Raw genomic sequence first — 22,615 nt, forward strand, 5'->3', positions numbered from 1 at the left:
CGGCGGCGCGTCTGATGGCGCGGATGCTGCTGGCGGCGGCGGGCAACCCGGTCGGTGGGCGAATGGGAGGACAAACTGATGAGTGACAAGATCCAGCCGCATCACCTTGAGCGCAAGGCGGTGCTTTATGTCCGTCAATCTTCACCTCACCAGGTTGCGCACAACCGCGAGAGCCGCGCGCTGCAGTACGCCATGAAGGATCGGTTGCGTGCCCTGGGATGGTCGGAAGTCGAGATTGTCGATGAGGATCTTGGGCGCTCCGCGGCCGGAATGGTGGCGCGGACCGGCTTCGAACGGATGGTGGCCGACGTCTGCCTTGGCAAAGTCGGAGCGGTGGCGGCGCTTGAGGTGTCACGCTTCGCCCGCAACAGTCGCGACTGGCAACAACTGATCGAGATGTGCCGTGTTGTCGACACCCTGCTCGTCGATCAGGAGACCATCTACGCGCCGCGCCAGGGCAATGACCGGCTCCTGCTGGGTCTGAAGGGCAGCCTGAACGAGTACGAACTCGACCTCCTGCGTCAGCGCTCCCTGGCCGCACGCCACGAGATGGCGCGTCGCGGCGAGTTGGTCGTGATGGTCCCGATCGGATACATCAAGGCCGATGGCCACCGCCTGGAAAAGGATCCCGACCACCGCATCCGGGAAGCCATCGCCTTGGTCTTTTCAAAGTTCGCCGAACTCGGCAGCGTCCGTCAGGCCCTGCTATGGTTCCTCGAGCACAACCTCGATCTCCCGGCCCGGCGATCGGGTGCCGATGTCGTCTGGAAGCGTCCCTGTTATGGAACGCTCTACCGGATCCTGACGAACCCGGTTTATGGTGGCGCCTATGCCTATGGCAAGACAGGGACCGTGGCGCTTCACGACGGACCGACCCCACGGCGCGGTACCCGGCGTAAAGCACGGGAGGACTGGTTGGCGCTGTATCCCGGCGCACACGAAGGTTATGTCGATTGGGAGCGATCCGAGGCGATCCGGGCGATGATCAAGGACAACACTCAGGGCGGTGAAGCCTGTGGCGCGGCCAAGCGCGGCGATGCCCTGCTCGCCGGTATTTTGCGCTGCCGACGGTGTGGCCGTAAACTGACCGTCCGCTATACCGGCAACGATCATGACATCCTGCGTTATGCCTGCAACCGCGGCTGGATGGACAGTGGCGAACCACGCTGCATCGCCTTCGGTGGATTGCCGGTGGATGCCGCCATCGGGGAACAGGTGCTGCAAGCCGTCGGCCCGGAGGCCGTGGAAGCGGCCCTGCGGATGGAGCGGCAGGAAGCTCAACGACGCGACGATGTCCGCGAGGCTCTCGAGCGCGACCTGACGGCCGCCCGATATGCCGCCGACCGAGCTTTTCGGCAATACGATGCCGCTGATCCGTTGAACCGGCAGGTCACGGCAGAGTTGGAAGTGCGCTGGAACCGTGCCCTTGAGCGCGTTGTCGCCGTCGAGAACCGGATCGCGGCGCATGTTCAGACCGTGCCCCAACGCCCGTCGGTGACCTCCGATGAGTTCGCGACGCTGGCTGACGACCTGAAGACCGTGTGGCAGGACCCGTCTGCCGACGCGAGGCTGAAGAAACGGATCGTGCGGACCCTGGTTGAGGAGGTTGTCGTCGATGTCGACGATGACGCTGCCGAAATCGTCCTCGTGGTCCATTGGGCCGGAGGCGTCCACACTGAACTGCGTCTGCCGAGACGTCGACGTGGCCAGTCTACCGGGACCTCCATCGAGATCGTCGAGGCCGTGCGCGTGCTGGTCCGGATTGCCGGCGACGACCTGATCGCCGGTCTGCTCAATCGAAACGGCCTCGTCACGGGTCGTGGCAACCGCTGGACGCGGGAACGCGTGACCGCGCTCAGGTCACATAACAGGATCCCAGTTCACCGCCCGGAGGTTGCCAGCGCGGACGGATGGATGAACCTGACCAAAGCCGCGGCGTTCCTCGGCATCAGCACCAAAACACTGCGCCTGGCCGCCGAGGGCGGCGAGATAGAGGCCGAGCATCCCCTCGCCGATGGACCATGGCTGTTCCGCAGAGTCATACTTGAGGGGAAAACCGGGCAGCGGATTACAGATCAGGCCCGCCAGCGCCACAGGCACCCCGCGGGACCATCGGATGAGCAGAAAATGCTATTCTGATCAATGACATAGCCGGGTGGGGTAGTATGAAACAGCATTGTAAAAGCCAAAGTAGCTGGCGAGCGACTTCCGGGCTTCGGCTACCGTATCGTAGGCCTTGAGGTATATCTCCTCGTACTTGACGGAACGCCAGAGCCGCTCCACGAACACATTGTCGCGCCATGCGCCCCGGCCGTCCATGCTGATTGCTATGGCGTTGTCGGTGAGCAGGCTGGTGAACACCGTGCTGGTGAACTGGCTGCCTTGATCGGTGTTGAAGATCTCCGGCTTGCCGTGGCGAGCCAGGGCCTCTTCGACCGCCTCGACGCAGAACCCGGCCTCCATCGTGATTGACAGTCGCCAGGACAGAACGCGCCGGCTGAACCAGTCGATGACGGCGGCGAGGTAGACGAAGCCGCGCGCCATGGGAACGTAGGTCAGGTCCATGGCCCAGACCTGATTGGGACGCGTGACCGGCAGATTGCGCAGGAGATACGGATAGATCCTGTGCCCCGGCGCCGGTTTCGAGGTGTTGGGCTTACGGTAAACAGCCTGGATCCTCATCCGCTTCATCAGCGTGGCGACATGACGGCGGCCGGTTTGGAAGCCTTCGGCGGTCAGCAGATCACGCAGCATGCGGCTGCCTGCGAACGGATAATCGAGATGCAGTTCGTCCATCCGGCGCATCAGCGCAAGGTCGGCGGCCGACGCCGGCCGTGGCAGGTAATAGACGCTGCCCCGGCTGACGTTGAGCATCCTGGACTGTCTGGTGATCGGCAGATCATGGGAGCGGTCGATCATCGCTTTGCGCTCAGCAAACCCGCTTTGCCGAGCGCGCCGGCCAAAAAATCGTTCTCCAGCGTCAGCTCTCCGATCTTGGCATGCAGCACCGTCAGATCCACCGCCGGCCCCGGGCTGTCGCTGCGGCTGTCCGATCCAAAAACCCCGGCTGCACCGTCGAGAAGCTGTGCCTTCCATTGGGTGATCTGGTTGGGATGAATGTCGAACTGCTGAGCCAGTTCGGCCAACGTCTTCTCGCCCTTGACGGCAGCCAAAGCCACCTTCGCCTCGAAAGCCGGTGTGTGGTTCCGGCGCGGTCGTCTGGTCATCGTTTCTCCTGTGCGGCACGCATATTGGCCGCTTTCAGGCAGAAACTCCACTTATCCCGATGTTCAGATTTCCCGAGCCAGCTCTCCTTGCGCATTGCCGCCCGGATGTACCAGATCGCTGCCGAAGCGGAACGGAAGGAGTTGGGCGTCCTGCTCGATGACATATCAAAGTAGCGCATAGAAAAGCCCGCCTCACCTGCCATGAGACGGGCCTTCCTACTGCTCCGATGCCGAGTCTAACACTTCCCCGTGGCCATGCATGGGCTAACGCACTGATACGCCTTTTGTTCACATGAGAAGACCAGCCTCTGGGCAAGAAGCGGGTCTCTCAGTTCCAAGTTTCAGACATTCTTCCTGTGGGTTCGATGGAAGACACGCAATAAGAAACGATGGCGTTGCTCCTGCTGGTTGGCTCTGCCATCCCCAACGAGCCCCATCCTCCATCGTCGCCGCTCTCACCGGGTATATGCCGATCAGGCAGAAATGAGCCTATGGAAGAACAGGCCAACTGCTCCCTCGTGGCGCAGCGACGGTCTAAAAGGGGGTGACGTCATAGGATGTTGGGGTTTTCCAGCTAAGTTCATAGCGGAGAGTAATTTCTTAGCTCCAAGGCTTTGAAAGAAGCAATATGACTGATGTCCCTCCAGAGTGGCTAGCAGAACAGCAGAACAAAATTCGCCAAGCCATCAAAGACTTGGAGGAACATTCTCAAACCATTTCCGGTGACGAACAGGAAAAGGTTAAGCAGACAATCCAGAAACTGGCAGAAACCCTTCACGGTGATGAAGAAGCTGCGGGAAAACAGACGTAGCATTCTTGGGACAACAAAATGAATATAACTTCTGCTAAAAGTTGATATTTATCGCAGAATCATGAATGAGAGCTCATCGAGCGTTATACCTCATGAACATGACCTGTAAGTTTGAGTCCAATACCTATCAATCACTCCCTACAATCGCGGTAAGGGTGATTGAAGAGGAAAAGGTGCTGTGGACCCCGACTCCAACCTTACCGCTACACTGAAGACATTTGCGACCAACGCTGAAGCCATGGGCTACCTTCAACACGAAGGATTTACGTTCCTAGGCGCTCCAGGTCGTTGGCTGCATGTCGAGGATGAAGGGCCGGCTTATGCCCGGATCGTCCCGACGAAGGGAGCCTTCCAGGTCCGCGTGTGCCGGATGAAAAAGCAGCTATAGGCATAGAAGCGCACGCGAAAAGACCCGCCCCCAGGAGACGGATTGAGGGCGGGCCTTCTCTCGCTAGTCACACACTCGAAAGAACCGATCCCATAACCGGGTTCGCCGGACGGGGGCAGAAGGTGCTGCTGATCGATGCGGACCCTCAGCACAGCGCGATCGACTGGACGGCTGCCCGAGACGCCTCGGAGTTGCAGTCCCTGTTCACGAGCGTCGCCATGCCGGCCGCGACGATCCACAAGGAGATCGATCGACTAGCCGAGCCCTACGACATCGTCGTGATCGACGGACCGCCACGTTTGACCGATCTGGCCCGGTCCGCCATCATGGCATCCGACCTGGTGCTGATCCCTGTCCAGCCGTCGCCCTACGACGTGTGGGCCACTGCCGAGGTGGTTAGCCTCGTCAAGGAAGCCTCGATCTACAAGCCTGCACTGAAATACGCTTTTACGATCAATCGTAAAGTCGTAAACACGTTAATCGGGCGAGACGTAACGGATGCCCTCGGCGAGTTCGAGGATGTCCCGGTACTGCCGGTGTCCATCGGGCAACGCGTGGCCTTTGCTGAGTCCGCTGGGGGTGGCAGGACGGTTATGGAGACAGCCCCCGGCAGTGCAGCCGCGCGGGAGATCGACGCGCTGCTCGATGCTATCCAGGAGTTAGGAGCATGAACAAGAAAGTCACCTTTGGCGCTCGTCCAAAGCCGCTCAGCGTGGTCGATCTGAACCGCACCGGGATTCCCGGAGGCCGATTTGGTTGAGTCACGCCGCCCTGGCGACGTCCTCGGTTTGAGCATAGTAGCGTGCTTCGGCCTCGGCGGGTGGAATGTTGCCGATGGGTTCGAGCAGGCGCCGGTGGTTGAACCAGTTGACCCATTCCAAGGTGTCGAACTCGACGGCTTCCAAGTTGCGCCATGGCCCTCGGCGTCGGATCACCTCGGTCTTGTAGAGGCCGTTGATCGTCTCGGCCAAGGCGTTGTATCGCCTACGGCGTTAGCTGAAGCTCCATAGGAATCGCCGACGCTGCCGACCGACGGCTCGACACCGGCCTCGGCCAAGTGCTCGGTGTAGCGAATGCTGACATATTGCGACCCGCGGTCGGAATGGTGGATGAGGCCGCTGCCTTTGGCCGGACGGCGGTCGTGAAGCGCTTGCTCCAAGGCATCCAGGACAAATCCGGCGTGTGCGGTGCGCGAGACCCGCCAGCCGACAATCCGCCGGGCAAACGTGTCGATGACGAAGGCCACGTAAACGAAGCCTTGCCAAGTCGCCACAAACGTGAAATCCGCGACCCACAAGGCGTTCGGGCAGGACGCCTGGAACTGGCGGTTCACCCGGTCGAGCGGACACGGTGCCGCCCGGTCGCTGATCGTCGTCCGCACCGTCTTGCCGCGTGTCACCCCCTTCAGCCCCATACGCCGCATCAGCCGGGCCACTGTGCAACGCGCCACGTCAAGGCCTTCCCGCCGCAACTGCCGCCAGACCTTCCGAACCCCGTAGACCTGGAAGTTCCCGTCCCAGATCCGCCGGATAGCCACGCTGAGTTCCGCATCGCTTCGCCAGCGGGCCGGCGCCTTTGACGGGTCAGTCCGCAGGGCGGCATGGGCGTGATAAGTTGACGGGGCGATCGGCAGCACTTTGCAGATCGGCTCGACCCCGTGGACGGCGCGCTGCTCGTCGATGAAGGCGATCATTTCCTGAACGGGCGGTCGAGCTCCGCCTGGGCGAAATACGCCGATGCCTTGCGAAGGATCTCGTTCGCCTGGCGCAGTTCCCGGACCTCGCGCTCCAGCGCCTTGATCCGCTCCTGCTCGTCCGTCGTCGGGCCGGGCCGTTTCCCCTGGTCGCGCTCGGCCTGCCGGACCCAGCCCCGCAGCGTCTCCGCCGTGCAGCCGATCTTCGCCGCGATCGAGCTGATCGCCGCCCACTGCGACGCGTGCTCGCCTTCGTGATCGAACACCATCCGAACCGCGCGTTCGCGGATTTCAGGGGCGTACTTGGGTGATGCCTGTTTCGTCATGATGACCCCAGTCTCTCAAGAAATGGGGCCTCCGGTAAACCCGGCGCGGTTCACGGGCCGCATGGTCCCGGCTCTGGGCCGTGACGATTTCCTGTTGGACAAGAGCCACAAGCCGCCTGCCCTGCGCCAGGGTCAGGCCCAGAGCCGCGATGTCGCCCAGATCACCCAGGTCACCGGGTCGGTCGATCACCATCACGTCGACGCTTCGGCTCGACCCATCGGCCCCGGTCTCCACCAGGCGCAAAACCCACCTCATCCTTGATCCCCGACCAGCCAAAAACTTGGCCGATCATACCCTGCACGCCACCGCACCCCCAAACTCTCGGCAGTCCCGTGGCCGGCGTAAAAGGACTTGGTTGAGCTCGTCATGCCGGCCCCATAACCAACCCGAGCTGCCCAGGCAACCCGACCCGCCGCCAACTTGACGATACCATTCAGGACTATCTCTTGGAGGTCGGACATCAGCGGATACTCAAAGCAGCGATACCGTTCTAGGCGTCGGGATTCCTCACCTCCGCCTTCATAGAAACTTAACCGATTGAGCCTATGACTCACGTATTATGCTCAGGCAAAGAGGATAGGCCGATGAACCGCAATGTCCTGACCGACGCTATAAAATCGATTGACGAAGCTGCCGCTGGGCCTTGCTCCCTGGACCAGGCACGGCGGCTTGCTGTTATTCGTGCTCAGCTATGGCTGCTGGCGAGAGAGACCAGCAAGGAAGAGGGTTCGATCGCCGCTCCGTTCTTGATTAAGCTTGCAGCAGAGTGAGAGGATGTTGAGGGGTTCTGTTGCAGCTTTTCGCGGGGCAGCGGATTGGATAGAAGGGCGTGCTTTGGGGCGAGGGAAGCGACCAAAGCATGCTGCTCTGCTGCAGGGAGGCAGTAGAGCAGAGTGCTGCTTCAGTTCCTTGTTCTTCAGGCGGCGCGGAAGGACTCCGGGCGTCCGAGGTCGAGCATGCGGTTGAGGATGCTGGCGGCAATGCGGATTTCGGTCTCCTGGGCCTGGCGGCCATGGGAGCGCAAGGTATCCCCGATGATCCGCTTGTATCGGCTCATCGCGCCCTCGGCCCCGGCCCTCGCGTTGTAGCCCGAGGTTTGCTGCCAAGCCATCCGGCCCTGCTCGGCAATGACTTGGATATGGCGGTCGCGCTGGGTCGGATTGAGAGTCTGTTTGTAGGTGTCAGGCGCCGATTTCCTGGGGCGCAAGGCGGACGAGGCGGCGGGAGAGGATCGAAATGAAGGCGATCTCGATGAAAGCGACGAGGTGAGCCTCTGTCCGCTCGAAGATGGTGTTCAACCGACGGTAGCGGCTGACCCACCCCAGCGAGCGCTCGACGACCCACCGAATACCCTCCGGAATGAAGGTTCCGCCGTGGCCGCCGGCGCTGGGTTGGATGGTGATGCCGAGCGCCCCGCCGGTCTTGGACAGCCGCTCGCCCCGATAGCTGAGATCGCCCAGGGCGGTCCCCTTGAAGCCGCGGCCGGCAAGCTGGTGCTGTAGCGCGACAATCTGGATGGAGAGAGCGGCGATCAGGATAAGAATGCCTAAGGTCGCGGCGTCAGGATGATTGACGCTGATCGGGCTGGATTTCAAGTGTCCTGTCGTGGAGCGTCAATCAAGTTCGCGTTGATTGTCGCTCGGGACGGCGGCCGTCCAGGTCCGCGTTTTCGTTCCAGTGCGACCCTTCGACGATAGCTCTCCACGTTCATCTCGAAGATGGTGGCGTGGTGGACGAGCCGGTCGATGGCGGCCAGGGTCATGGCTTGGTTGGGGAAGATGCCGCCCCAGTCGCCGAACGGCTGGTTCGCCGTGATCAGCAATGACCGCCGCTCGTACCGGGTTCCAATCAGTTCAAACAGGACGCTTGTTTCCGCCTGGTCCTTGGCAACGTAGGCGAAGTCATCGAGGATCAGGAGGTGATACTTGTCCAGCTTGGCGAGGGCGGACTCCAGAGCCAGATCCCGCCTGGCGACCTGAAGCTTCTGGACCAGGTCGGTGGTTCGGGCGAACAGGACGCGCCAGCCATTCTCCACCAGGGCGTAGCCGATCGCGGCCGCCAAGTGCGACTTGCCGCCGCCGGCCGGACCGAACAGGATCAGGTTGGCGCCTTTTTCCAGCCAGCTGTCGCCGGCGACGAGGGCCATCACCTGGGCCTTGCCGACCATGGGGACCGCCTCGAACTCGAAGCTCTCCAGGGTCTTGCCCGGAGGCAGCCTGGCCTCGTCGAGATGACGCTCGATCCGGCGGCGGGAGCGCTCGGCGATCTCGTGCTCGGTCAGGGCGGCCAGGAACCGGGCGGCGGGCCAGCCTTCCTTGTCGGCCCGGTCGGCGAAGTCCGGCCAGATCACCTTGATGGCCGGCAGGCGCAGGTCGCCCAGGGCCAGCGACAGGCGGGCGGTGTCGATGGGATCGGTCGCACTCATGCCGCGGCTCCATGCACGAGTTCGTCGTAGACGCTCAGCGGCACGAGATCGACGACGACACCGGTGACCGGCGCCCCGGTGCGCTGGAAGCGTTCGCGCAGGGCCGGAAGGTCGGGCAGCCGTCCCGCTTCCAGGTCGGCATCGAGGACTTCGGCCAGTTCGGCCTCGCAGCCGCGCTCGTGGGCCAGCGACAGCAGGGCGACGGCCGTGGTGCAGGCCTGGCGGTCACTGCCGGCGGCGAGCAGCGCCTCGAAGGTGCGCTCGAAGGCCCGGCGGGGGAACAGCTGGTCCCGGTAGACGAGGTTGAGCAGGGCCATCGGCTTGCGTCGCAGGGCATGGATGACGTGACGGTAATCGACGACATGGCCGTGCCGGCCGTTGCCGCGCGGACGGCCGCGGGCCAGGGTGAGGACGCGCGTGCCGCCCAGGAAGCAGTCCAGGCGATCGTCGAACAGGTGGACCCGCAGGCGGTGGCCGATCAGCCGGGAGGGCACGGTGTAGAACACCTTGCGCAGGGTGAAGCCGCCACTGGAGGTGACGTGGACGAGGGTCTGCTCGAAGTCGGCGGTCCTGTCGGGCGGCAATGGCTTGAGGGTGCCGCGCTCCACCTCGATCGCCTTGGCCCGGCGGGCGTTCTGCTGGCCGACCACCTCGTCGATGAAGCGGCGGTAGTCCGGCAGGTCGGGGAAGTCCCGGCTGCCGCGGAGCAGCAGCGCATCGTCGATGGCGCGCTTGAGATGGCCGTGCGGGCTCTCGATGGAGCCGTTCTCGTGGGCGAGGCCGCGGTTGTTGCGGCTCGGCACCATGCCGTAATGGCGGCACAGGTCCTCATAGCGGCGGGTCAGATCCTCGGCGGCATCGCGGTCCAGGTTGCGGAACGCCGCCGACAGGCTGTCGCTGCGATGGTCCGCCGGCGCCCCGCCGAGCGACCAGAGCGCGTTCTGCAGCCCTTCGGCCAGGGCGACGAAGCTCTCGCCGCCCAGGATGACATGGGCGTGCTGCCAGCCGGAATAGGCCAGGCGGAAGTGGAAGAGACGGTGATCGAGCGGCTGCCCGGCAACGGACACGGCGGCGTCGCCCATGTCCGTGAAGTCCGACAAGCCCATCTTGCCCGGCTCATGATGCTGCCGGAAGATGACGTCCTGGTCCGGACCGTTGACGGCTCGCCAGGCCCGGATGCGGCGCTCCAGCGTTCGGCGGACCTTCTCGCTCAGGTCCGGATGCCGCCGGCGCATCTCGGCGAACACGGCGATCGAGCGCAGGCCCGGAGCGGCTTTGAGCATCGGCACCACCTCGCTGTCCCAGATCCCGGCCAGCGGATCCGGGCGGCGCCGGCCGCGGGGTAGGATCTTCTGCGAGGGTGGTCGGGGGTCCTGCTCGATGCGGTAGGCGGTTGACGTGCTGAACCCGGCTTTGGCCGCAGCGACGGCGGGAGTGTTGGTTTGTCGGTTTTTCATGTAAAGGCTCACTTGGCGGTCGGTGATGTGTGTGCCCGGCAAGATCGCGGTTCCTCATTGGCGTGAAGATCCTCGATCCTGGCCGCATTCACCGCTTCCGTCAGCGACGTCCTTTTCCAGGAAAGGATGTCGGTGTCGCGGTCGTGACTACGGTCAGGCTACGCCCGCCCTCCGTCACGACCGCGACATTCCATTCCGACCCTGATTGACGCTCTTCCTATCCTGATTGTCGGGCCATATGGTGCAGCACCGGGACGATGCCCTTGCCATCATGCCTATTGGCCGGCGAGACGTTGATCGCCAGCGGGAAGCCATATTTATCGACCGCGAGATGGATCTTGATGCCCTTGATCTTCTTGCCGCCGTCGAAACCGCGCCCAAAGCAAGTCGGCGCCGAATGACAGGACCGGCTGTCGATGATGACGGCGCTGGGTACGGGTTTGTCGCCGCAAGCCTGCCGCCAAGCCAGGGTCAGGCGGTTGAGCAGGCGCCGCCACAGGCCGAGCCGGGTCCAGCGGGCGAACAGGGTGTAGAGCGTACCGAACGGGATATCGCAGAGCTGGCCGATGGCGCGCCACTGCATGCCGCAGAAGCAGACGCACCAGATCGCCATGATCGCCTTGCGCAGCGCCGCTCCGGACAGAGCTGCCGTCGGCCCGGAGCGGGTCGACCGGGTACCGTCCACCGCCATGGCGGCGAGTTCCGCCAGCACCTCGTCCACGAAGGCGTCCACGTCGGCAAAGGCGTCCCAGGAGGCCGGAGACGTCTTGGCGGTTTTGACGGCGGTGCCCATATAATGCTGGTCCGGTGGCTCTGGTGCATGGATGCCGACGAGCACAGATTTCTCCCTGGTTCGTTGACCATCAGGCAGCGTGGACGGAGTTCGGGCGTCCGAGGTCGAACATGCGGTTAAGAACGTTGATGGCGATCCTGGTTTCGACCTCCTGGGCCGGCCGGGTATGGGAGCGCAAGGTGTCGCCGATGATGCGCTTGTATCGACTCATCGTTCCCTCCACCCCGGCCCTCGCATTGTAGCCCGAGGTTTTTTGCCAGCCCATCCGGCCCTGCTCGGCAATGGCCTGGATATGGCAGTCGCGCTGGGTCGGGTCGGTCTCGGCCGCAGGGCTGGGCACAGCCGTCACACGCGGCGGCACGACCACCGCGGCCTCCGGAGAGTGCCCGGCAACGGTAGCGTAGACATTGTCCTGGTCGTAGGCGCCGTCGGCAATGACGGCCGCGACCGGTCCCTCGACCTGATCGAGCAAGGGGCCGAGTTCGGCGGCATCGTCGACCTCCTTGCCGGTCAGGGTCGAGGCGACGATCGTGCCGGTCTTCGCATCCATAGCAAGGTGCAGCTTGCGCCAGGCCCGGCGGCGCTGGGTTCCATGCTTCTCGACCAGCCACTCGCCCGGCCCGCTGAGCTTCACCCCGGTACTGTCGACCAGCAGGTGCAGCGGACCGCTCGCCGCCCGGGGCTGAGGAGCCACCGCCAAGGCCCCGGCCCGCCGGCTCAACGTCGAATGGTCCGGTACCGGCAGGTCCAGCCCCATCAGCCCGAGCAGCGAGCCGACCAGCCCTTCGGTCTGCCGCAACGGCTGGCGGAACACCGCTCTCAGGATCAGCGCTGTCTCGATCGCAAGGTCCGAGTAGCGCGCCTGGCCGCCCGGCGTGGTTCGCGGCGCCGCCCGCCACGCCTCGATGGCCTCCGCGGTGAACCAGATTGTCAGCGAACCGCGCTGCCGCAGCTCGGCCTCGTAGTCTCGCCAATTCTTCACCTTGTAGCGGGTCTTCGGAATCCGGTGGCGACGGGCGGCATTGTACTTGTGCGGCATGGTCAGGCGGGGCGATCAGCAAGGGGTCCGCCTTCTATCCGACGACATCTGCCCGGGCAACCGCGGCATCCCTGCACCAAAGCACCTTCAGCGCCTCGGCCACCAGCGCGACCAGGCCGTGGACCCCTTTGCGGAAATCGATCGGCTGCGTGGCGAGCACGACCTTGAGGTCGGGACGCGGCGTGATCATCCCCGCCCTCGGGCGGCCGCGACGACTGCCGCCGCGAGGCCGGGATCGACGGCGCCGTGGAACACCAGCCGCCCGCTGCGCAGATCCATCTCGATCCGGCCCGGCGCCGTCTCCCGGGGCGCCGGACGCCGGTCCCGCGGGGGAGCGGGCGCAGGCTCCTCGACCACGGTGACCGGGACGAACAGCGGCGTCTGCGCCGGGGTCGCTTCCGGGACGGCACCTGCCTCTCGGCGCCAGACCGTGAGCAGGCCGCGGTTCACCTCGTTCCGCCGCGCGACCTCGGAGATGTTGGCGCCCGGTACCGCGCTCTCCGCCACGATGCGCGCCTTCTCCTGTGCCGTCCACACGCGCCGTTGACGCCGTCCCGTGATCACCTCGACCCGCCGATACGGCCTGTCTTCATCCATGGCTTCAAGCCTGGGATGAAGCCTGACGCCATCCTCCATCGCCCCCTCCGTGCCCCGTGAACCCGCGCGTAATCTCGCTCACAGACCCGGTTCCGGGAAGAAGGGTGCTCTCGCATCGCTTACTGTCGAACTGCTGAGCCAGTTCGGCCAACGTCTTCTCGCCCTTGACGGCAGCCAAAGCCACCTTCGCCTTGAAAGCCGGTGTGTGGTTCCGGCGCGGTCGTCTGGTCATCGTTTCTCCTGTGCGGCACGCATATTGGCCGCTTTCAGGCAGAAACTCCACTTATCCCGATGTTCAGATTTCCCGAGCCAGCTCTCTTCTATCCGCCATCATCTCCGAGGGCAACCGCGGCATCTGTGCACCAATCCACCCGGCGCGGTTCAGTCGCCAGCTTCCTGGCTAAGGTTCGCTTGGCCTAAAGGCCGAATCGGTCCCCATGCTTCGGGCGAAAGCATGGGGATCGATCAGACCATGGGTCATTCACCTCTGCAGTGGACGGGTGATCACAACCACAGGTAATCGGTCTGAGCAACAAACTCGGCGGATTTCGAGAACTCAGCCAGTGCATCCGCTCTTGTCATGCCATGGTCAAGAGCGTTCTTCCACATCGCGAAACCTCCCTCGTCTGGCGCGCGGTGAAGAACATTCTTGTACAGCAGTCTGACATAATCGTCGTTGCCGGGATTGCCATACAGATTTCGAAATTCAGCAGACTCAACGAAGCCGCCTGCGATATCGTTCAGGGTGTGTCCTGCGTTGAGATGGTTCACCCATGCATTAGAGCCATTGGCATCAGGCATACGGTTGAGAGCAGCCAGATACAAGCGTCCAACTTGAGGCTCAAGCACATCGTCTTTGTATTTGTTGACGTTTTCATTCGACTCGGAAAATCCAATCAGGGCTTCCGCACGACTGTTGCCGGCCGCCAGGTACTGCATCCAGCCGTTGTGGCCAGCAGAATCGGGTGCACGATCTAGGACATTGGCGTAGAGCTGGGTGACGAAGGCAGCTTCCGAAAGGTTCTTTCCATAGCGGCCTCCGAATTCGTCGGATGCCACAAACCCGTTGGCAATCTGTTCCAGGGACATTCCGCTCTTGGACACACGCACCCAGTGATTGAGGCCCTCATCGTCCGGAAGCCGGTCCAGAGCGGCAAGGTACAGCCTCGAAATCGAGTGGATCTGGGCCGCGGTCGTGGAGCTTGCAACGTCGGCAAGCGTATAGGTACCATCGGTGAACTGGACGCGTTCGATATTATGGGCTTTTATCTCACCCTGGCGACCAGTGTTGTCGATGATATAGGTCGTGCCATCCTTGATGTGCGTGAAGTAGTCCCCTCTCCTCCCTGTGAGGCCTATTGTATCTATGCCAAGTCCTCCATCGACGGTGTCTCCGCCGCCGTTCGGATAGATAATGTCGTTCCCGTCATATCCGATCAGGATATCGTAGTAATCACTCCCACGTATCTCATCATTACCGGTAAACTGGCTCTGGAAGTGAGAAAAGTTGAGAGCATTTACATCGTTAGTGTTGGCTGTCAGAGAGATTCCGGAAATAGTTAAAACATTTGTCCCATTAGTTTCTGAGATTTTGATCTGGTTCAGCGTGACCCGGGAGGCAGCTTGGTTATATAAGCCCCATATTTCGACATATTGGGAATAGGAATTGACCCACTTTGCGTAGGTGTTGCTGTCGTAAATGATGTATGACACGAGAAAGGGATTGTACGATCCTCCGCCGGAGCCATCCATGGTCAGTGGGAGATTCGAGTTCAGATAAGCCATGACATATGCTCCTGGAAAACTTTCTTCCGTTCGTGCTGCTTCGATGTTGCGCGCAGAGGAATTATGAATAGAAAGTTACTCGCAAGAAACATATAAGTCGTCGGGATTTGTGCGAAATTAGTCGTACTCAGGGCCTTCTCGTTTTGGCCGACGGCGTCCATTCCGCCTATGAGAAAATGCTTGTGAAGCCGACTGCATCTTCAGAGGGTACCGTCAAGTTGGCGGCGGGCTGGGTTGTCTGAGAACCTGTTCGCAGACAAGACGTACCCGCCAGTGCTGACTGGGATGCTACTTTGAGATGAATGGGTGCTGCGCACAGGAAGCTGATGGACTACGTCTGCGGTGGTCGTCAACAGCCACCGGACCAGCATTATATGGGCACCGCCGTCAAAACCGCCAAGACGTCTCCGGCCTCCTGGGACGCCTTTGCCGACGTGGACGCCTTCGTGGACGAGGTGCTGGCGGAACTCGCCGCCATGGCGGTGGACGGTACCCGGTCGACCCGCTCCGGGCCGACGGCAGCTCTGTCCGGAGCGGCGCTGCGCAAGGCGATCATGGCGATCTGGTGCGTCTGCTTCTGCGGCATGCAGTGGCGCGCCATCGGCCAGCTCTGCGATATCCCGTTCGGTACGCTCTACACCCTGTTCGCCCGCTGGACCCGGCTCGGCCTGTGGCGGCGCCTGCTCAACCGCCTGACCCTGGCTTGGCGGCAGGCTTGCGGCGACAAACCCGTACCCAGCGCCGTCATCATCGACAGCCGGTCCTGTCATTCGGCGCCGACTTGCTTTGGGCGCGGTTTCGACGGCGGCAAGAAGATCAAGGGCATCAAGATCCATCTCGCGGTCGATAAATATGGCTTCCCGCTGGCGATCAACGTCTCGCCGGCCAATAGGCATGATGGCAAGGGCATCGTCCCGGTGCTGCACCAGCTTGCCGGCCGCGGCTTCAAGGGGACCGCCCTGGGCGATCTCAGCTATCGGGGCGAGCGGCTGTCCAAGACCGGCGGGGCGCTCGGCATCACCATCCAACCCAGCGCCGGCGGCCACGGCGGAACCTTCATTCCGGAGGGTATTCGGTGGGTCGTCGAGCGCTCGCTGGGGTGGGTCAGCCGCTACCGTCGGTTGAACACCATCTTCGAGCGGACAGAGGCTCACCTCGTCGCTTTCATCGAGATCGCCTTCATTTCGATCCTCTCCCGCCGCCTCGTCCGCCTTGCGCCCCAGGAAATCGGCGCCTGACACCTACAAACAGACTCTCAGGAGAGCCGTCAGAGCTACTTTCCGGAGTGCCCGCAGGCGGAAGTTCCGGAATTTCATCGGGCAGATCCTCCGGCACCTCATCAGGTGCGTTGTCGAGTGCCTGTCTCCGCGCAGAAACGACAATCACTCTATTCTCCTTCGCCAAACATCGGAGTGCGACCAAGCTCCGCCCGAGACTGCTTTATATCGGAAGACGTCAGTCATCTGGCACTTCGCTGGAAGGTGAAGTTCATCAACTTTCGGTCCCGCCAGAGGATCGGAAAGATTCGATTGCCAGATTGAAGCGGTGCAGGCGATCATAAAGCGTTTTGCGTGGAAGCTGCAGATGATGGCTCACGGCCGCAACGTTGCCGTGGTGCCGGGACATTGCATCCACGATAACCGCCCGCTCGAAGGCATCGACCTGTTCGGCGAGCGTCGACACCTCCGGCGCCATCTCCCCGAGCAGATCTAGGCTGGCGCCATGCACGCCGAGCACGAAGCGGTCGGCCACGTTGCGCAGCTCCCTGACATTGCCCGGCCACGCATAAGCCATCAGCTGCCGCCGCTGTTCGTTCGCCAGAACCGGCGCGTCGCGATTGTATCGGGCGGCGGCCTGCAGCACGAAATGCTCGAACAGCACCGGGATGTCCTCGCGCCGGTCGCGCAGCGGTGGCAGCTCCATGGCAACAACATTCAGGCGATAGTAGAGGTCGTCGCGGAATCGCTGCCGCCGGCTCATTTCGGACAGATCCTCCTTGGTCGCGGCAACGATCCGGACATCGATCGGAATCTCGTCATTCGAGCCCAGGCGTTCGATCGTACGTTCCTGCAGCGCCCGCAGAAGCTTGACCTGGAGCGACAGCGGCATGGACTCGACCTCGTCGAGAAACACCGTGCCACCGGCGGCGTACTCCAGTCGTCCGATCCGTTGCCGGCCGGCTCCGGTGAAGGCCCCGGCCTCATGACCGAACACCTCGGCATCGAACATGGTTTCGGGAAAGGCGCCACAGTTCAGAGCGACGAAGCGGTCGTCGCGCCGTCGGGAGAACTGGTGAAGACAGCGGGCGACCAGCTCCTTGCCGGTGCCGGTCTCGCCCAGGATCAGGACATCGGCCGAGGTGTCGGCCACCTGAAGGATCAGGCGCTGAACCTCCTTGATTGCCGCGGATTGGCCCAGCAGGATCGCTTCGATCCCCTCGCGGTCGCTCAGCCGGCGCCGCAGCGTTTCGACCTCGAGCGTCAGGAAACGCCGCTCAAGCGCGCGCTGAACGGCACCGACCAGACGTTCCGGCGGGAACGGCTTCTCAATGAAATCATAAGCCCCCGTGCGCATCGCCTCGACCGCCATGGAGATGTCGCCGTGTCCGGTGATCAGGATGACTGGCAGCTTGGGATCGGTTTTCAGCGCGTATTGCAGCAGCGCCAGTCCATCCATGCCCGGCAGCCGCACATCGGTCACGATTACACCCGGGAAACCGGGGTAAATGGCGTCACGCGCGTGCTCGGCATGTTCAAAGCCCCTGGCTTCGATGCCGGCCAGCTGCAGCGCTTGACTGCTGGCAATCCGCAACGCGGCATCATCCTCGACCAGCAGCACGGGCAGGCTGTCCGGCATGGCTTCGCTCCTTCGCTCTCGGCTGTGGCGGATGAATCGGCTGCGGGCAGGTCGATGATGAACTGAGCACCGCCACCGGGAACATTCCCGGCCTTCAGCGTACCGCCGAACTCGCTGACAATGGCGGCCGAGATGACCAGCCCCAGGCCAAGTCCCTTACCGGCCTCTTTCGTGGTGAAGAAAGGTTCGAACAGGTGCGGGAGTGCCGCCTCGGAAATGCCGGTACCCGTATCGCAGACGCGAATCAGGACACGACCGTCCTGTCCAGTGATGGCGACGGCCAAGCGACGTTCCGAGACACCCGCCATCGCATCGATCGCATTTCTGAACAGATTGACCAGAACCTGCTCCAGGCGATGAGGGTCGGCCATGACCTTCAGATCCTCCGGCACTTCCGACAGGTCCACCTCGACACCGTACCTGTGAAGCTGCTCGTTCAGCAGGAACAAGGCGTTGCCGATACAGCGGTGGAGCGGAACGGCGTCGGCGGGCGCCGGCGATTTGTGCGCGAATGTACGGAGCTGGCCGGTGATCCGACCCATGCGGTCGATCATTTCAACCATCAGCGCCAAGTTGTCCTCGACCTGAACCGGTTGGGCGCGCTGGAGGAAAACAGCGATATTGGAAACTAGCAGGCGCAGTGTCGCCAGGGGCTGGTTGAGTTCGTGGGTGATGCCGGCGGCCATCTGGCCGAGCACCGCCAGCTTGCCGGCCTGGACCAGTTTCCCCTGGGCTTCGCGCAGGTCCCGTTCGGCTCGCCGTCGCTCCTCAATCTGCTGCAGAAGCCGAGTGTTGGTGCTGCGCAGATCCGCGGTGCGGGTCTCGACCCGGCGTTCGAGAAGGTCGTGGGCGCGCTGCAGATCCTTCCTGGCCGCGAGCTTCTGGCGCAAGGCATGCTGCCGCTGACGAAGATAAAGAGCCAGCAGCACGGCACAGCCATAGCCGAGCCCGGCCAGGGTGCTGGTCGTGCCCGCGGTTGCCCGAACCCGCTTCAGATCGGACAACATCGTGATGCGCCAGCCGGTTCCGGGCACATCCTTGCTCAGAGCCAGGAATTCGGGTGAACCAGGCGTCCCGTCGTCCAACGCGACAATCCGTGTGCCGCCAGCCAGTTCCCGTCGCTCCACGAAACGGATCGGCTCCAGCGCGACGCGGTCGTACTGGCGCGCAGCTTCCAGCTGGGCCAGCGTTTCGGCCGGCAGAGTGCCGGTTATCTTGAACTTCCACTCCACCACTGAAGCCAGGATGATGACGCCATTGCCGTCCGTCACGAAGACACGCTCCTGGTCGGGCGCCCAGGTCGATTCGAGCCGGTCGAGGCTGATCTTGACGGCCGCCACGCCAAGCAGTTGACCGTTGGACCGGATGGCATGGGCAAAGTAATATCCGGGTTCACCGCTGGTCGTGCCGATGCCGTAAAAGCGACCGCTGCCGTAGAGCCGTGCATCGTGAAAATAGGGGCGATAGGACAGATCCATCCCGACGAAGCTGGCCGGCTCATTCCAGTTGCTGGCCGCTACGGTGCGTCCCCTCGCGTCAAGAATATAGATGGCACTTGACTGGGCACGCAAGTTGAGCTGCTCCAGGTGGTGGTTCACCCCGGCGATAAGAGTCGTTTCATCCGGTCGGCGCAACAGGGCAATCACGGCTTCATTGAGCGGTAGAATAGTCGGCAGATAATCATACTTGCCGAGTTCGCCCTCCAGGGTGGTGGAATACAAGTTGAGACGATGGGCCATCTGCTGGCGCAATCCATCGATCGCGGTCCATTCGGCCCATCGATAGGCGAGGCCTAGTGTTAGGAAAAAGAGAGCAAGAGCCGCGATCAGAACGTGCAGACGCGAGACCGCAGATCTTATCGGCGGTCTTCTTCGCCCGGACACTCCCGCCTCCGAGGAAGATCCGGGATCGGCAGCATTGTGTTTGCGCGCATCCATCATAGCCGTCGTTTGCCTGTCCAACTCAACATAGCGTCCCACAGAGTATGCGGTAACTCGCGGCAAAGTACTGATGCTGCTCCGCCCACATGGCGCCGCGCAAAGAGCTTGGCCGACATGCTCCCGGGAAGAGCGCCTCTCCCTGAAACAAATAAGCGCTTCTTCACGGCACCGGTGGGATCGGCCGCGGCCGTCGGGCCTCGTCGATCGCCACGAAGGTGAAGGTCGCTTCCGTAACCTTGAAGCGGTCGTCCCCGTCCCGGCTACGCCGCCACGCTTCTATCCGGATGCTCATCGACGTCCGTCCGATCCGGACGATGTCGGCATACAGGCTGACCTCGTCGCCGACGAAAACCGGCGAGTGAAGAACCATGCTGTCTGCCGCGATGGTCGCACAGCGCCCGCAGCCCCGGCGCACGGCGGCGTTGCCTGCCGCCAGATCCATCTGAGCCATCAGCCACCCGCCGAAGATGTCGCCTGCGGGGTTGGTGTCCGCGGGCATGGCGATGGTGCGAATGACCGGTTCACCACTGGAAGAAGCAAGGGAATCCGACATGACAAGTCACCTTTGTTCCTTCAGCTTGACGGGCAGGAGAAGCCATTGACTCACGCAGCGGCTACCGGGCGCGATCGAAACATGATGAATGGTAGAAGGGTTGCCGGAATAAGAAGCGGCTCGTCCATAAACCTGACAGCGACCGCCCCGGCGCCAGCTCCCGCTGCGTAAGCGAACCATACGAAGGCAAAGATCGAAGTCCCTTGCGGAGCCGGTCCTCCCTTGTTTGGCCACATCCACGCAACCAGCTCTTCTCCAAGTTTTTGTATATTGCCGGTAATGAATACCGTATTGAGAGCAACACCGTTGAAACGGTTTGCCGCTGAGTTCTGCATGCCCATGGCAAGGGCAAGGAGGACGGCTGCTACAGATTTCTCGATAAAACTGCACAGCACCAACAGCCCACTGGCAACAGACAGGGCAACCCAACTCTTCAAACCAGCGCGCGCTTTGACCCGGGCGGCTACGACACCAGACAAGAAAGCCAGTATAATCACGCTATGAAACATAGCCATTCCGTACTGCCCGTTGGCAGCCTCAATCCCCAGGAAAATCGTATTTCCCGTCATCAAGCCTGCAAACGCATTGAAGTGCAGATAACCGACCGTATCCACATAGCCAGCTATCAACGCGAGGAGTATTGCTTGAAGCATCACGGCCTCCTGCTCAGGGGATGCAGTTTCGGAGTGGCAGATAATCCACTCGCCGATCACCTTGTATACGCACCAGAATGATGAGCGTATTATCTGTCGCCGCGGCGGGCCTTGTGGCTCGGGTCAGGTCGTTATGTCGCTCGGAAGCAACGACTTGACACGATCCCCGACATCGCCCCTCCGACCTCTCATCGATTTTGCCGTCACGCACCGTAGATCGCGTCAATCCGGCACCTATGCTGGTCTTCCGTCTTCCGTGCGGGTGTCTTCCGTGTGGGGCCGGAAGGGGGTCCCGGATTGCGCAATGTTTTGTCGGCTGCTGCGGTAAGGCTATGCAGCTTTCCTCAGAATTTCAGCCCGAGCGCGAGGCCGCCCAGGACATAGCAGAAGCCGGTGATCAGTATGATGCCGACGATGTTCAGGACGAAGCCGCCGCGCGCCATCTGCGCGATGGTCACCGCACCGGTCCCGAAAACGATGGCGTTCGGCGGGGTGCCGACGGGGAGCATGAAGGCGCAGGTCGCGGCGAAGGCCGCCGGGATGAGCAGCGTCATCGGATCGGCCCCGATGCCGGCCGCGACACCGCCGAGCACGGGAATGAACGTCGCGGCGGTCGCGGTATTGCTGGTGACCTCGGTCAGGAACAGGACGATCGCGGCGACGGCGGCGACCAGCAGGATAATCGGAAGCGCGCCGAGGCCCATAACCTGCTGGCCGAACCAGTTGTCAAGTCCGGACGCGGCGACGGCGCCCGCCAGGCTCAGGCCGCCGCCGAAGAGCAGGAGCACGCCCCAGGGCAGCCCGTCCTCGGCATCCTTCCAGTCCAGCACCATCTCGGTCCGCCCGCGCGCGGGCAGAAAGAACAGCGCGATACCGGCGGCGATGGCGATGGCGGTGTCGTTCAGCTCGCCGAACGGCCCCAGTCTCTCGCCCATGCCCGGGATGCTGGCGAGGATGCCGGGCACAACCCACAGGAAGGCCGCCGCACCGAAGACGATCATCACCATCTTCTCCCCTTGGCTGATCGGGCCGAGGTTGTGAATTTGCTCGTCGACCATCTCGCGGCCGCCTGGAATTTCGGCGAGGGTGAAGCGGTAGAGCACTCGCGTCATCAGCACCCAGCCGATCAGGATGAAGGTGAAGGCGAGCGGCACTCCGACCATCATCCATTCGAGAAAGCCGATCGTGCGCCCGAGTTCGTCGGCGGCGTAGCCGGCAACGATGGCGTTCGGCGGGCTGCCGAGCAAGGTGCCCAGGCCGCCCATCGTCGCCGACCAGGCGATCGCCAGCATGAGGCAGACGCCGAACCGCCTGATGTTCTCGTCGAAGATGAAGTCGATGTGGCCGGGCCGGTGGTGGTCGTGCCCGGGCGCGGCCGTCTTCTGCGACGCGCCGCTGCGCTCCGCGACCAGGGTCAGCACGGAGAGGCCGATCGGCAGCATCATCAGCGTCGTCGCGGTGTTCGAGACCCACATGGACAGGAAGCCGGTTGACAGCATCAGCCCGAGCACGATCCGGGTCGGCTCGACCCCCACCCGGCGCAGGGTCAGGAGTGCGATGCGTCGGTGCAGGTTCCATTTCTCCATAGCGATGGCGATCAGGAAGCCGCCGAGGAACAGGAAGACGATCGAACTGGCGTAGGGCGCGGTCGCCTCGGAGACGGTGCGCCCGGTCAGCATCGGGATCAGCACGATCGGCAGGAGCGAGGTGACCGAGAGCGGGATCGCCTCGGTCATCCACCATAGCGCCATCAACGTGGCGATCGTCGCAACCCACCGCGCGTCCTGCGACAGTCCCTCGGCGGCGCCCAGGGCGAGCCACACCGCGAGGGCCGCGATCAGCCCGAAGGCGCGCAGGCCCCAAAGTATCTTGGCCGAGCGCCGGCCAGGGGCCGCTTCCTCAGCGTATTCCTCGTACTCGCCTTGGTGGGGCGGCGGTTTGGTCGGCGTCTTGGTCATCTGCTCTTCCCCCTGTTTATTTGGATTGAGTCACGACGGTCATACCGCGGCGGCTTCATCAGCTCTGAGCGGGCCGTCGCCGTTGCTTCTCTTGCCGAACAGATTGTGTCACC

At 62.8% G+C, this 22,615-nt stretch carries 21 protein-coding genes, 2 pseudogenes and 1 other annotated feature; of the genes and pseudogenes, 5 read left to right on the top strand and 18 right to left on the bottom strand.

What is annotated here, in order from left to right; genetic code table 11:
* The first annotated feature begins 78 nt into the window (after positions 1–78).
* Positions 79–2,139 (top strand): recombinase family protein, encoded by a 2,061-nt coding sequence (locus tag JL100_RS31940; RefSeq protein WP_228421525.1) that lies wholly within the window; start codon positions 79–81, stop codon positions 2,137–2,139.
* A gap of 36 nt (positions 2,140–2,175) precedes the next feature.
* Here the strand turns inward: JL100_RS31940 and JL100_RS31945 are convergent.
* Both JL100_RS31945 and JL100_RS31950 read right to left on the bottom strand, forming a co-directional pair.
* Positions 2,176–3,227 (bottom strand): annotated as a pseudogene (locus JL100_RS31945) (IS3 family transposase); the annotation flags it as partial.
* Complete coding sequence (locus JL100_RS31950; protein WP_202685786.1) at positions 3,224–3,430, bottom strand: hypothetical protein; 207 nt, start codon at positions 3,428–3,430, stop codon at positions 3,224–3,226. The gene JL100_RS31950 and the pseudogene JL100_RS31945, both read right to left, overlap by 4 nt.
* Positions 3,431–3,855: 425 nt before the next feature.
* Between JL100_RS31950 and JL100_RS31955 the strand changes: the two genes are divergently transcribed.
* Complete coding sequence (locus JL100_RS31955) at positions 3,856–4,038, top strand: hypothetical protein (RefSeq protein WP_202685787.1); 183 nt, start codon at positions 3,856–3,858, stop codon at positions 4,036–4,038.
* A gap of 429 nt (positions 4,039–4,467) precedes the next feature.
* Positions 4,468–5,097, top strand: a complete 630-nt coding sequence (gene parA / locus JL100_RS31960) for a ParA family partition ATPase (protein ID WP_202685788.1) — start codon at positions 4,468–4,470, stop codon at positions 5,095–5,097.
* Between the two features lie 90 nt (positions 5,098–5,187).
* On the opposite strand, the pseudogene JL100_RS31965 reads toward parA, so the two are convergent.
* Positions 5,188–6,445: pseudogene (locus JL100_RS31965) on the bottom strand (IS3 family transposase).
* Positions 6,045–6,161 (bottom strand) — a sequence feature (AL1L pseudoknot). It overlaps the preceding pseudogene by 117 nt.
* A complete protein-coding gene (locus JL100_RS31970) occupies positions 6,411–6,701 on the bottom strand; it encodes a hypothetical protein (protein WP_202685837.1) in 291 nt (96 codons plus the stop codon). Before JL100_RS31970 ends, JL100_RS31965 begins: the two are co-directional and overlap by 35 nt.
* 329 nt (positions 6,702–7,030) lie before the next feature.
* On the opposite strand from JL100_RS31970, the gene JL100_RS31975 reads away from it, so the two are divergent.
* A complete protein-coding gene (locus JL100_RS31975) occupies positions 7,031–7,216 on the top strand; it encodes a hypothetical protein (RefSeq protein ID WP_202685836.1) in 186 nt (61 codons plus the stop codon).
* A gap of 146 nt (positions 7,217–7,362) precedes the next feature.
* Here JL100_RS31975 and JL100_RS31980 read toward each other — a convergent pair whose 3' ends face one another.
* The 9 genes from JL100_RS31980 to JL100_RS32020 form a co-directional block, all read right to left on the bottom strand.
* Positions 7,363–7,557: a hypothetical protein gene (locus JL100_RS31980; protein WP_202685835.1), complete on the bottom strand. Its 195-nt coding sequence runs from the start codon at positions 7,555–7,557 to the stop codon at positions 7,363–7,365.
* A gap of 70 nt (positions 7,558–7,627) precedes the next feature.
* Positions 7,628–8,041: a transposase gene (locus tag JL100_RS31985; RefSeq protein ID WP_228421527.1), complete on the bottom strand. Its 414-nt coding sequence runs from the start codon at positions 8,039–8,041 to the stop codon at positions 7,628–7,630.
* Positions 8,038–8,871: an IS21-like element helper ATPase IstB gene (istB, locus tag JL100_RS31990; RefSeq protein ID WP_202685797.1), complete on the bottom strand. Its 834-nt coding sequence runs from the start codon at positions 8,869–8,871 to the stop codon at positions 8,038–8,040. The genes JL100_RS31985 and istB overlap by 4 nt, the downstream gene beginning before the upstream one ends.
* Entirely contained in the window at positions 8,868–10,370 is a 1,503-nt protein-coding gene (gene istA / locus JL100_RS31995) for an IS21 family transposase (protein ID WP_202685796.1), read from the bottom strand. Before istA ends, istB begins: the two co-directional genes overlap by 4 nt.
* Before the next feature lie 175 nt (positions 10,371–10,545).
* Complete coding sequence (locus JL100_RS32000) at positions 10,546–11,121, bottom strand: transposase (RefSeq protein ID WP_228421529.1); 576 nt, start codon at positions 11,119–11,121, stop codon at positions 10,546–10,548.
* Positions 11,122–11,191: 70 nt separating this feature from the next.
* Positions 11,192–12,160 carry an IS5 family transposase gene (locus tag JL100_RS32005; RefSeq protein ID WP_228421531.1) on the bottom strand — a complete coding sequence of 323 codons (969 nt, stop codon included), beginning with the start codon at positions 12,158–12,160 and terminating at the stop codon, positions 11,192–11,194.
* A gap of 34 nt (positions 12,161–12,194) precedes the next feature.
* The gene (locus tag JL100_RS32010; protein WP_228421698.1) at positions 12,195–12,350 is read right to left on the bottom strand and encodes a hypothetical protein; all 156 of its coding nucleotides are present in this window, start codon (positions 12,348–12,350) and stop codon (positions 12,195–12,197) included.
* Complete coding sequence (tnpA, locus tag JL100_RS32015; protein ID WP_228421533.1) at positions 12,347–12,796, bottom strand: IS66-like element accessory protein TnpA; 450 nt, start codon at positions 12,794–12,796, stop codon at positions 12,347–12,349. Before tnpA ends, JL100_RS32010 begins: the two co-directional genes overlap by 4 nt.
* A 465-nt stretch (positions 12,797–13,261) precedes the next feature.
* Positions 13,262–14,542: a DUF4214 domain-containing protein gene (locus JL100_RS32020; RefSeq protein ID WP_202685164.1), complete on the bottom strand. Its 1,281-nt coding sequence runs from the start codon at positions 14,540–14,542 to the stop codon at positions 13,262–13,264.
* Between the two features lie 374 nt (positions 14,543–14,916).
* Here JL100_RS32020 and JL100_RS32025 point away from each other — a divergent pair, with 374 nt between their 5' ends.
* On the top strand, positions 14,917–15,780 hold the full coding sequence (locus JL100_RS32025) for an IS5 family transposase (protein ID WP_202685163.1): 864 nt from the start codon (positions 14,917–14,919) through the stop codon (positions 15,778–15,780).
* A gap of 253 nt (positions 15,781–16,033) precedes the next feature.
* Here JL100_RS32025 and JL100_RS32030 read toward each other — a convergent pair whose 3' ends face one another.
* The 5 genes from JL100_RS32030 to JL100_RS32050 form a co-directional block, all read right to left on the bottom strand.
* A complete protein-coding gene (locus tag JL100_RS32030) occupies positions 16,034–17,353 on the bottom strand; it encodes a sigma-54-dependent transcriptional regulator (RefSeq protein WP_228421687.1) in 1,320 nt (439 codons plus the stop codon).
* The gene (locus tag JL100_RS32035; RefSeq protein WP_202685162.1) at positions 17,245–19,338 is read right to left on the bottom strand and encodes a sensor histidine kinase; all 2,094 of its coding nucleotides are present in this window, start codon (positions 19,336–19,338) and stop codon (positions 17,245–17,247) included. Before JL100_RS32035 ends, JL100_RS32030 begins: the two co-directional genes overlap by 109 nt.
* Before the next feature lie 160 nt (positions 19,339–19,498).
* Positions 19,499–19,891, bottom strand: coding sequence for an acyl-CoA thioesterase (locus JL100_RS32040; RefSeq protein ID WP_202685161.1), 393 nt, complete (start codon positions 19,889–19,891; stop codon positions 19,499–19,501).
* 50 nt (positions 19,892–19,941) lie between these two features.
* Positions 19,942–20,544: a YoaK family protein gene (locus tag JL100_RS32045; protein WP_202685160.1), complete on the bottom strand. Its 603-nt coding sequence runs from the start codon at positions 20,542–20,544 to the stop codon at positions 19,942–19,944.
* Between the two features lie 344 nt (positions 20,545–20,888).
* Positions 20,889–22,502, bottom strand: coding sequence for an SLC13 family permease (locus tag JL100_RS32050; RefSeq protein WP_202685159.1), 1,614 nt, complete (start codon positions 22,500–22,502; stop codon positions 20,889–20,891).
* Positions 22,503–22,615 lie beyond the last annotated feature (113 nt).

The organism is Skermanella mucosa (assembly GCF_016765655.2).
Classification (GTDB): domain Bacteria; phylum Pseudomonadota; class Alphaproteobacteria; order Azospirillales; family Azospirillaceae; genus Skermanella; species Skermanella mucosa.

Coding starts and splice junctions, on each gene's coding strand:
- JL100_RS31940 (WP_228421525.1), top strand. CDS start 79: ATGAGTGACAAGATCCAGCCGCATCACCTTGAGCGCAAGGCGGTGCTT.
- JL100_RS31950 (WP_202685786.1), bottom strand. CDS start 3,430: ATGGCAGGTGAGGCGGGCTTTTCTATGCGCTACTTTGATATGTCATCG.
- JL100_RS31955 (WP_202685787.1), top strand. CDS start 3,856: ATGACTGATGTCCCTCCAGAGTGGCTAGCAGAACAGCAGAACAAAATT.
- JL100_RS31970 (WP_202685837.1), bottom strand. CDS start 6,701: ATGAGGTGGGTTTTGCGCCTGGTGGAGACCGGGGCCGATGGGTCGAGC.
- JL100_RS31975 (WP_202685836.1), top strand. CDS start 7,031: ATGAACCGCAATGTCCTGACCGACGCTATAAAATCGATTGACGAAGCT.
- JL100_RS31980 (WP_202685835.1), bottom strand. CDS start 7,557: ATGGCTTGGCAGCAAACCTCGGGCTACAACGCGAGGGCCGGGGCCGAG.
- istB (WP_202685797.1), bottom strand. CDS start 8,871: ATGAGTGCGACCGATCCCATCGACACCGCCCGCCTGTCGCTGGCCCTG.
- JL100_RS32000 (WP_228421529.1), bottom strand. CDS start 11,121: ATGGGCACCGCCGTCAAAACCGCCAAGACGTCTCCGGCCTCCTGGGAC.
- JL100_RS32005 (WP_228421531.1), bottom strand. CDS start 12,160: ATGCCGCACAAGTACAATGCCGCCCGTCGCCACCGGATTCCGAAGACC.
- JL100_RS32010 (WP_228421698.1), bottom strand. CDS start 12,350: ATGATCACGCCGCGTCCCGACCTCAAGGTCGTGCTCGCCACGCAGCCG.
- tnpA (WP_228421533.1), bottom strand. CDS start 12,796: ATGGAGGATGGCGTCAGGCTTCATCCCAGGCTTGAAGCCATGGATGAA.
- JL100_RS32020 (WP_202685164.1), bottom strand. CDS start 14,542: ATGGCTTATCTGAACTCGAATCTCCCACTGACCATGGATGGCTCCGGC.
- JL100_RS32025 (WP_202685163.1), top strand. CDS start 14,917: ATGGGCACCGCCGTCAAAACCGCCAAGACGTCTCCGGCCTCCTGGGAC.
- JL100_RS32035 (WP_202685162.1), bottom strand. CDS start 19,338: ATGATGGATGCGCGCAAACACAATGCTGCCGATCCCGGATCTTCCTCG.
- JL100_RS32040 (WP_202685161.1), bottom strand. CDS start 19,891: ATGTCGGATTCCCTTGCTTCTTCCAGTGGTGAACCGGTCATTCGCACC.
- JL100_RS32045 (WP_202685160.1), bottom strand. CDS start 20,544: ATGCTTCAAGCAATACTCCTCGCGTTGATAGCTGGCTATGTGGATACG.
- JL100_RS32050 (WP_202685159.1), bottom strand. CDS start 22,502: ATGACCAAGACGCCGACCAAACCGCCGCCCCACCAAGGCGAGTACGAG.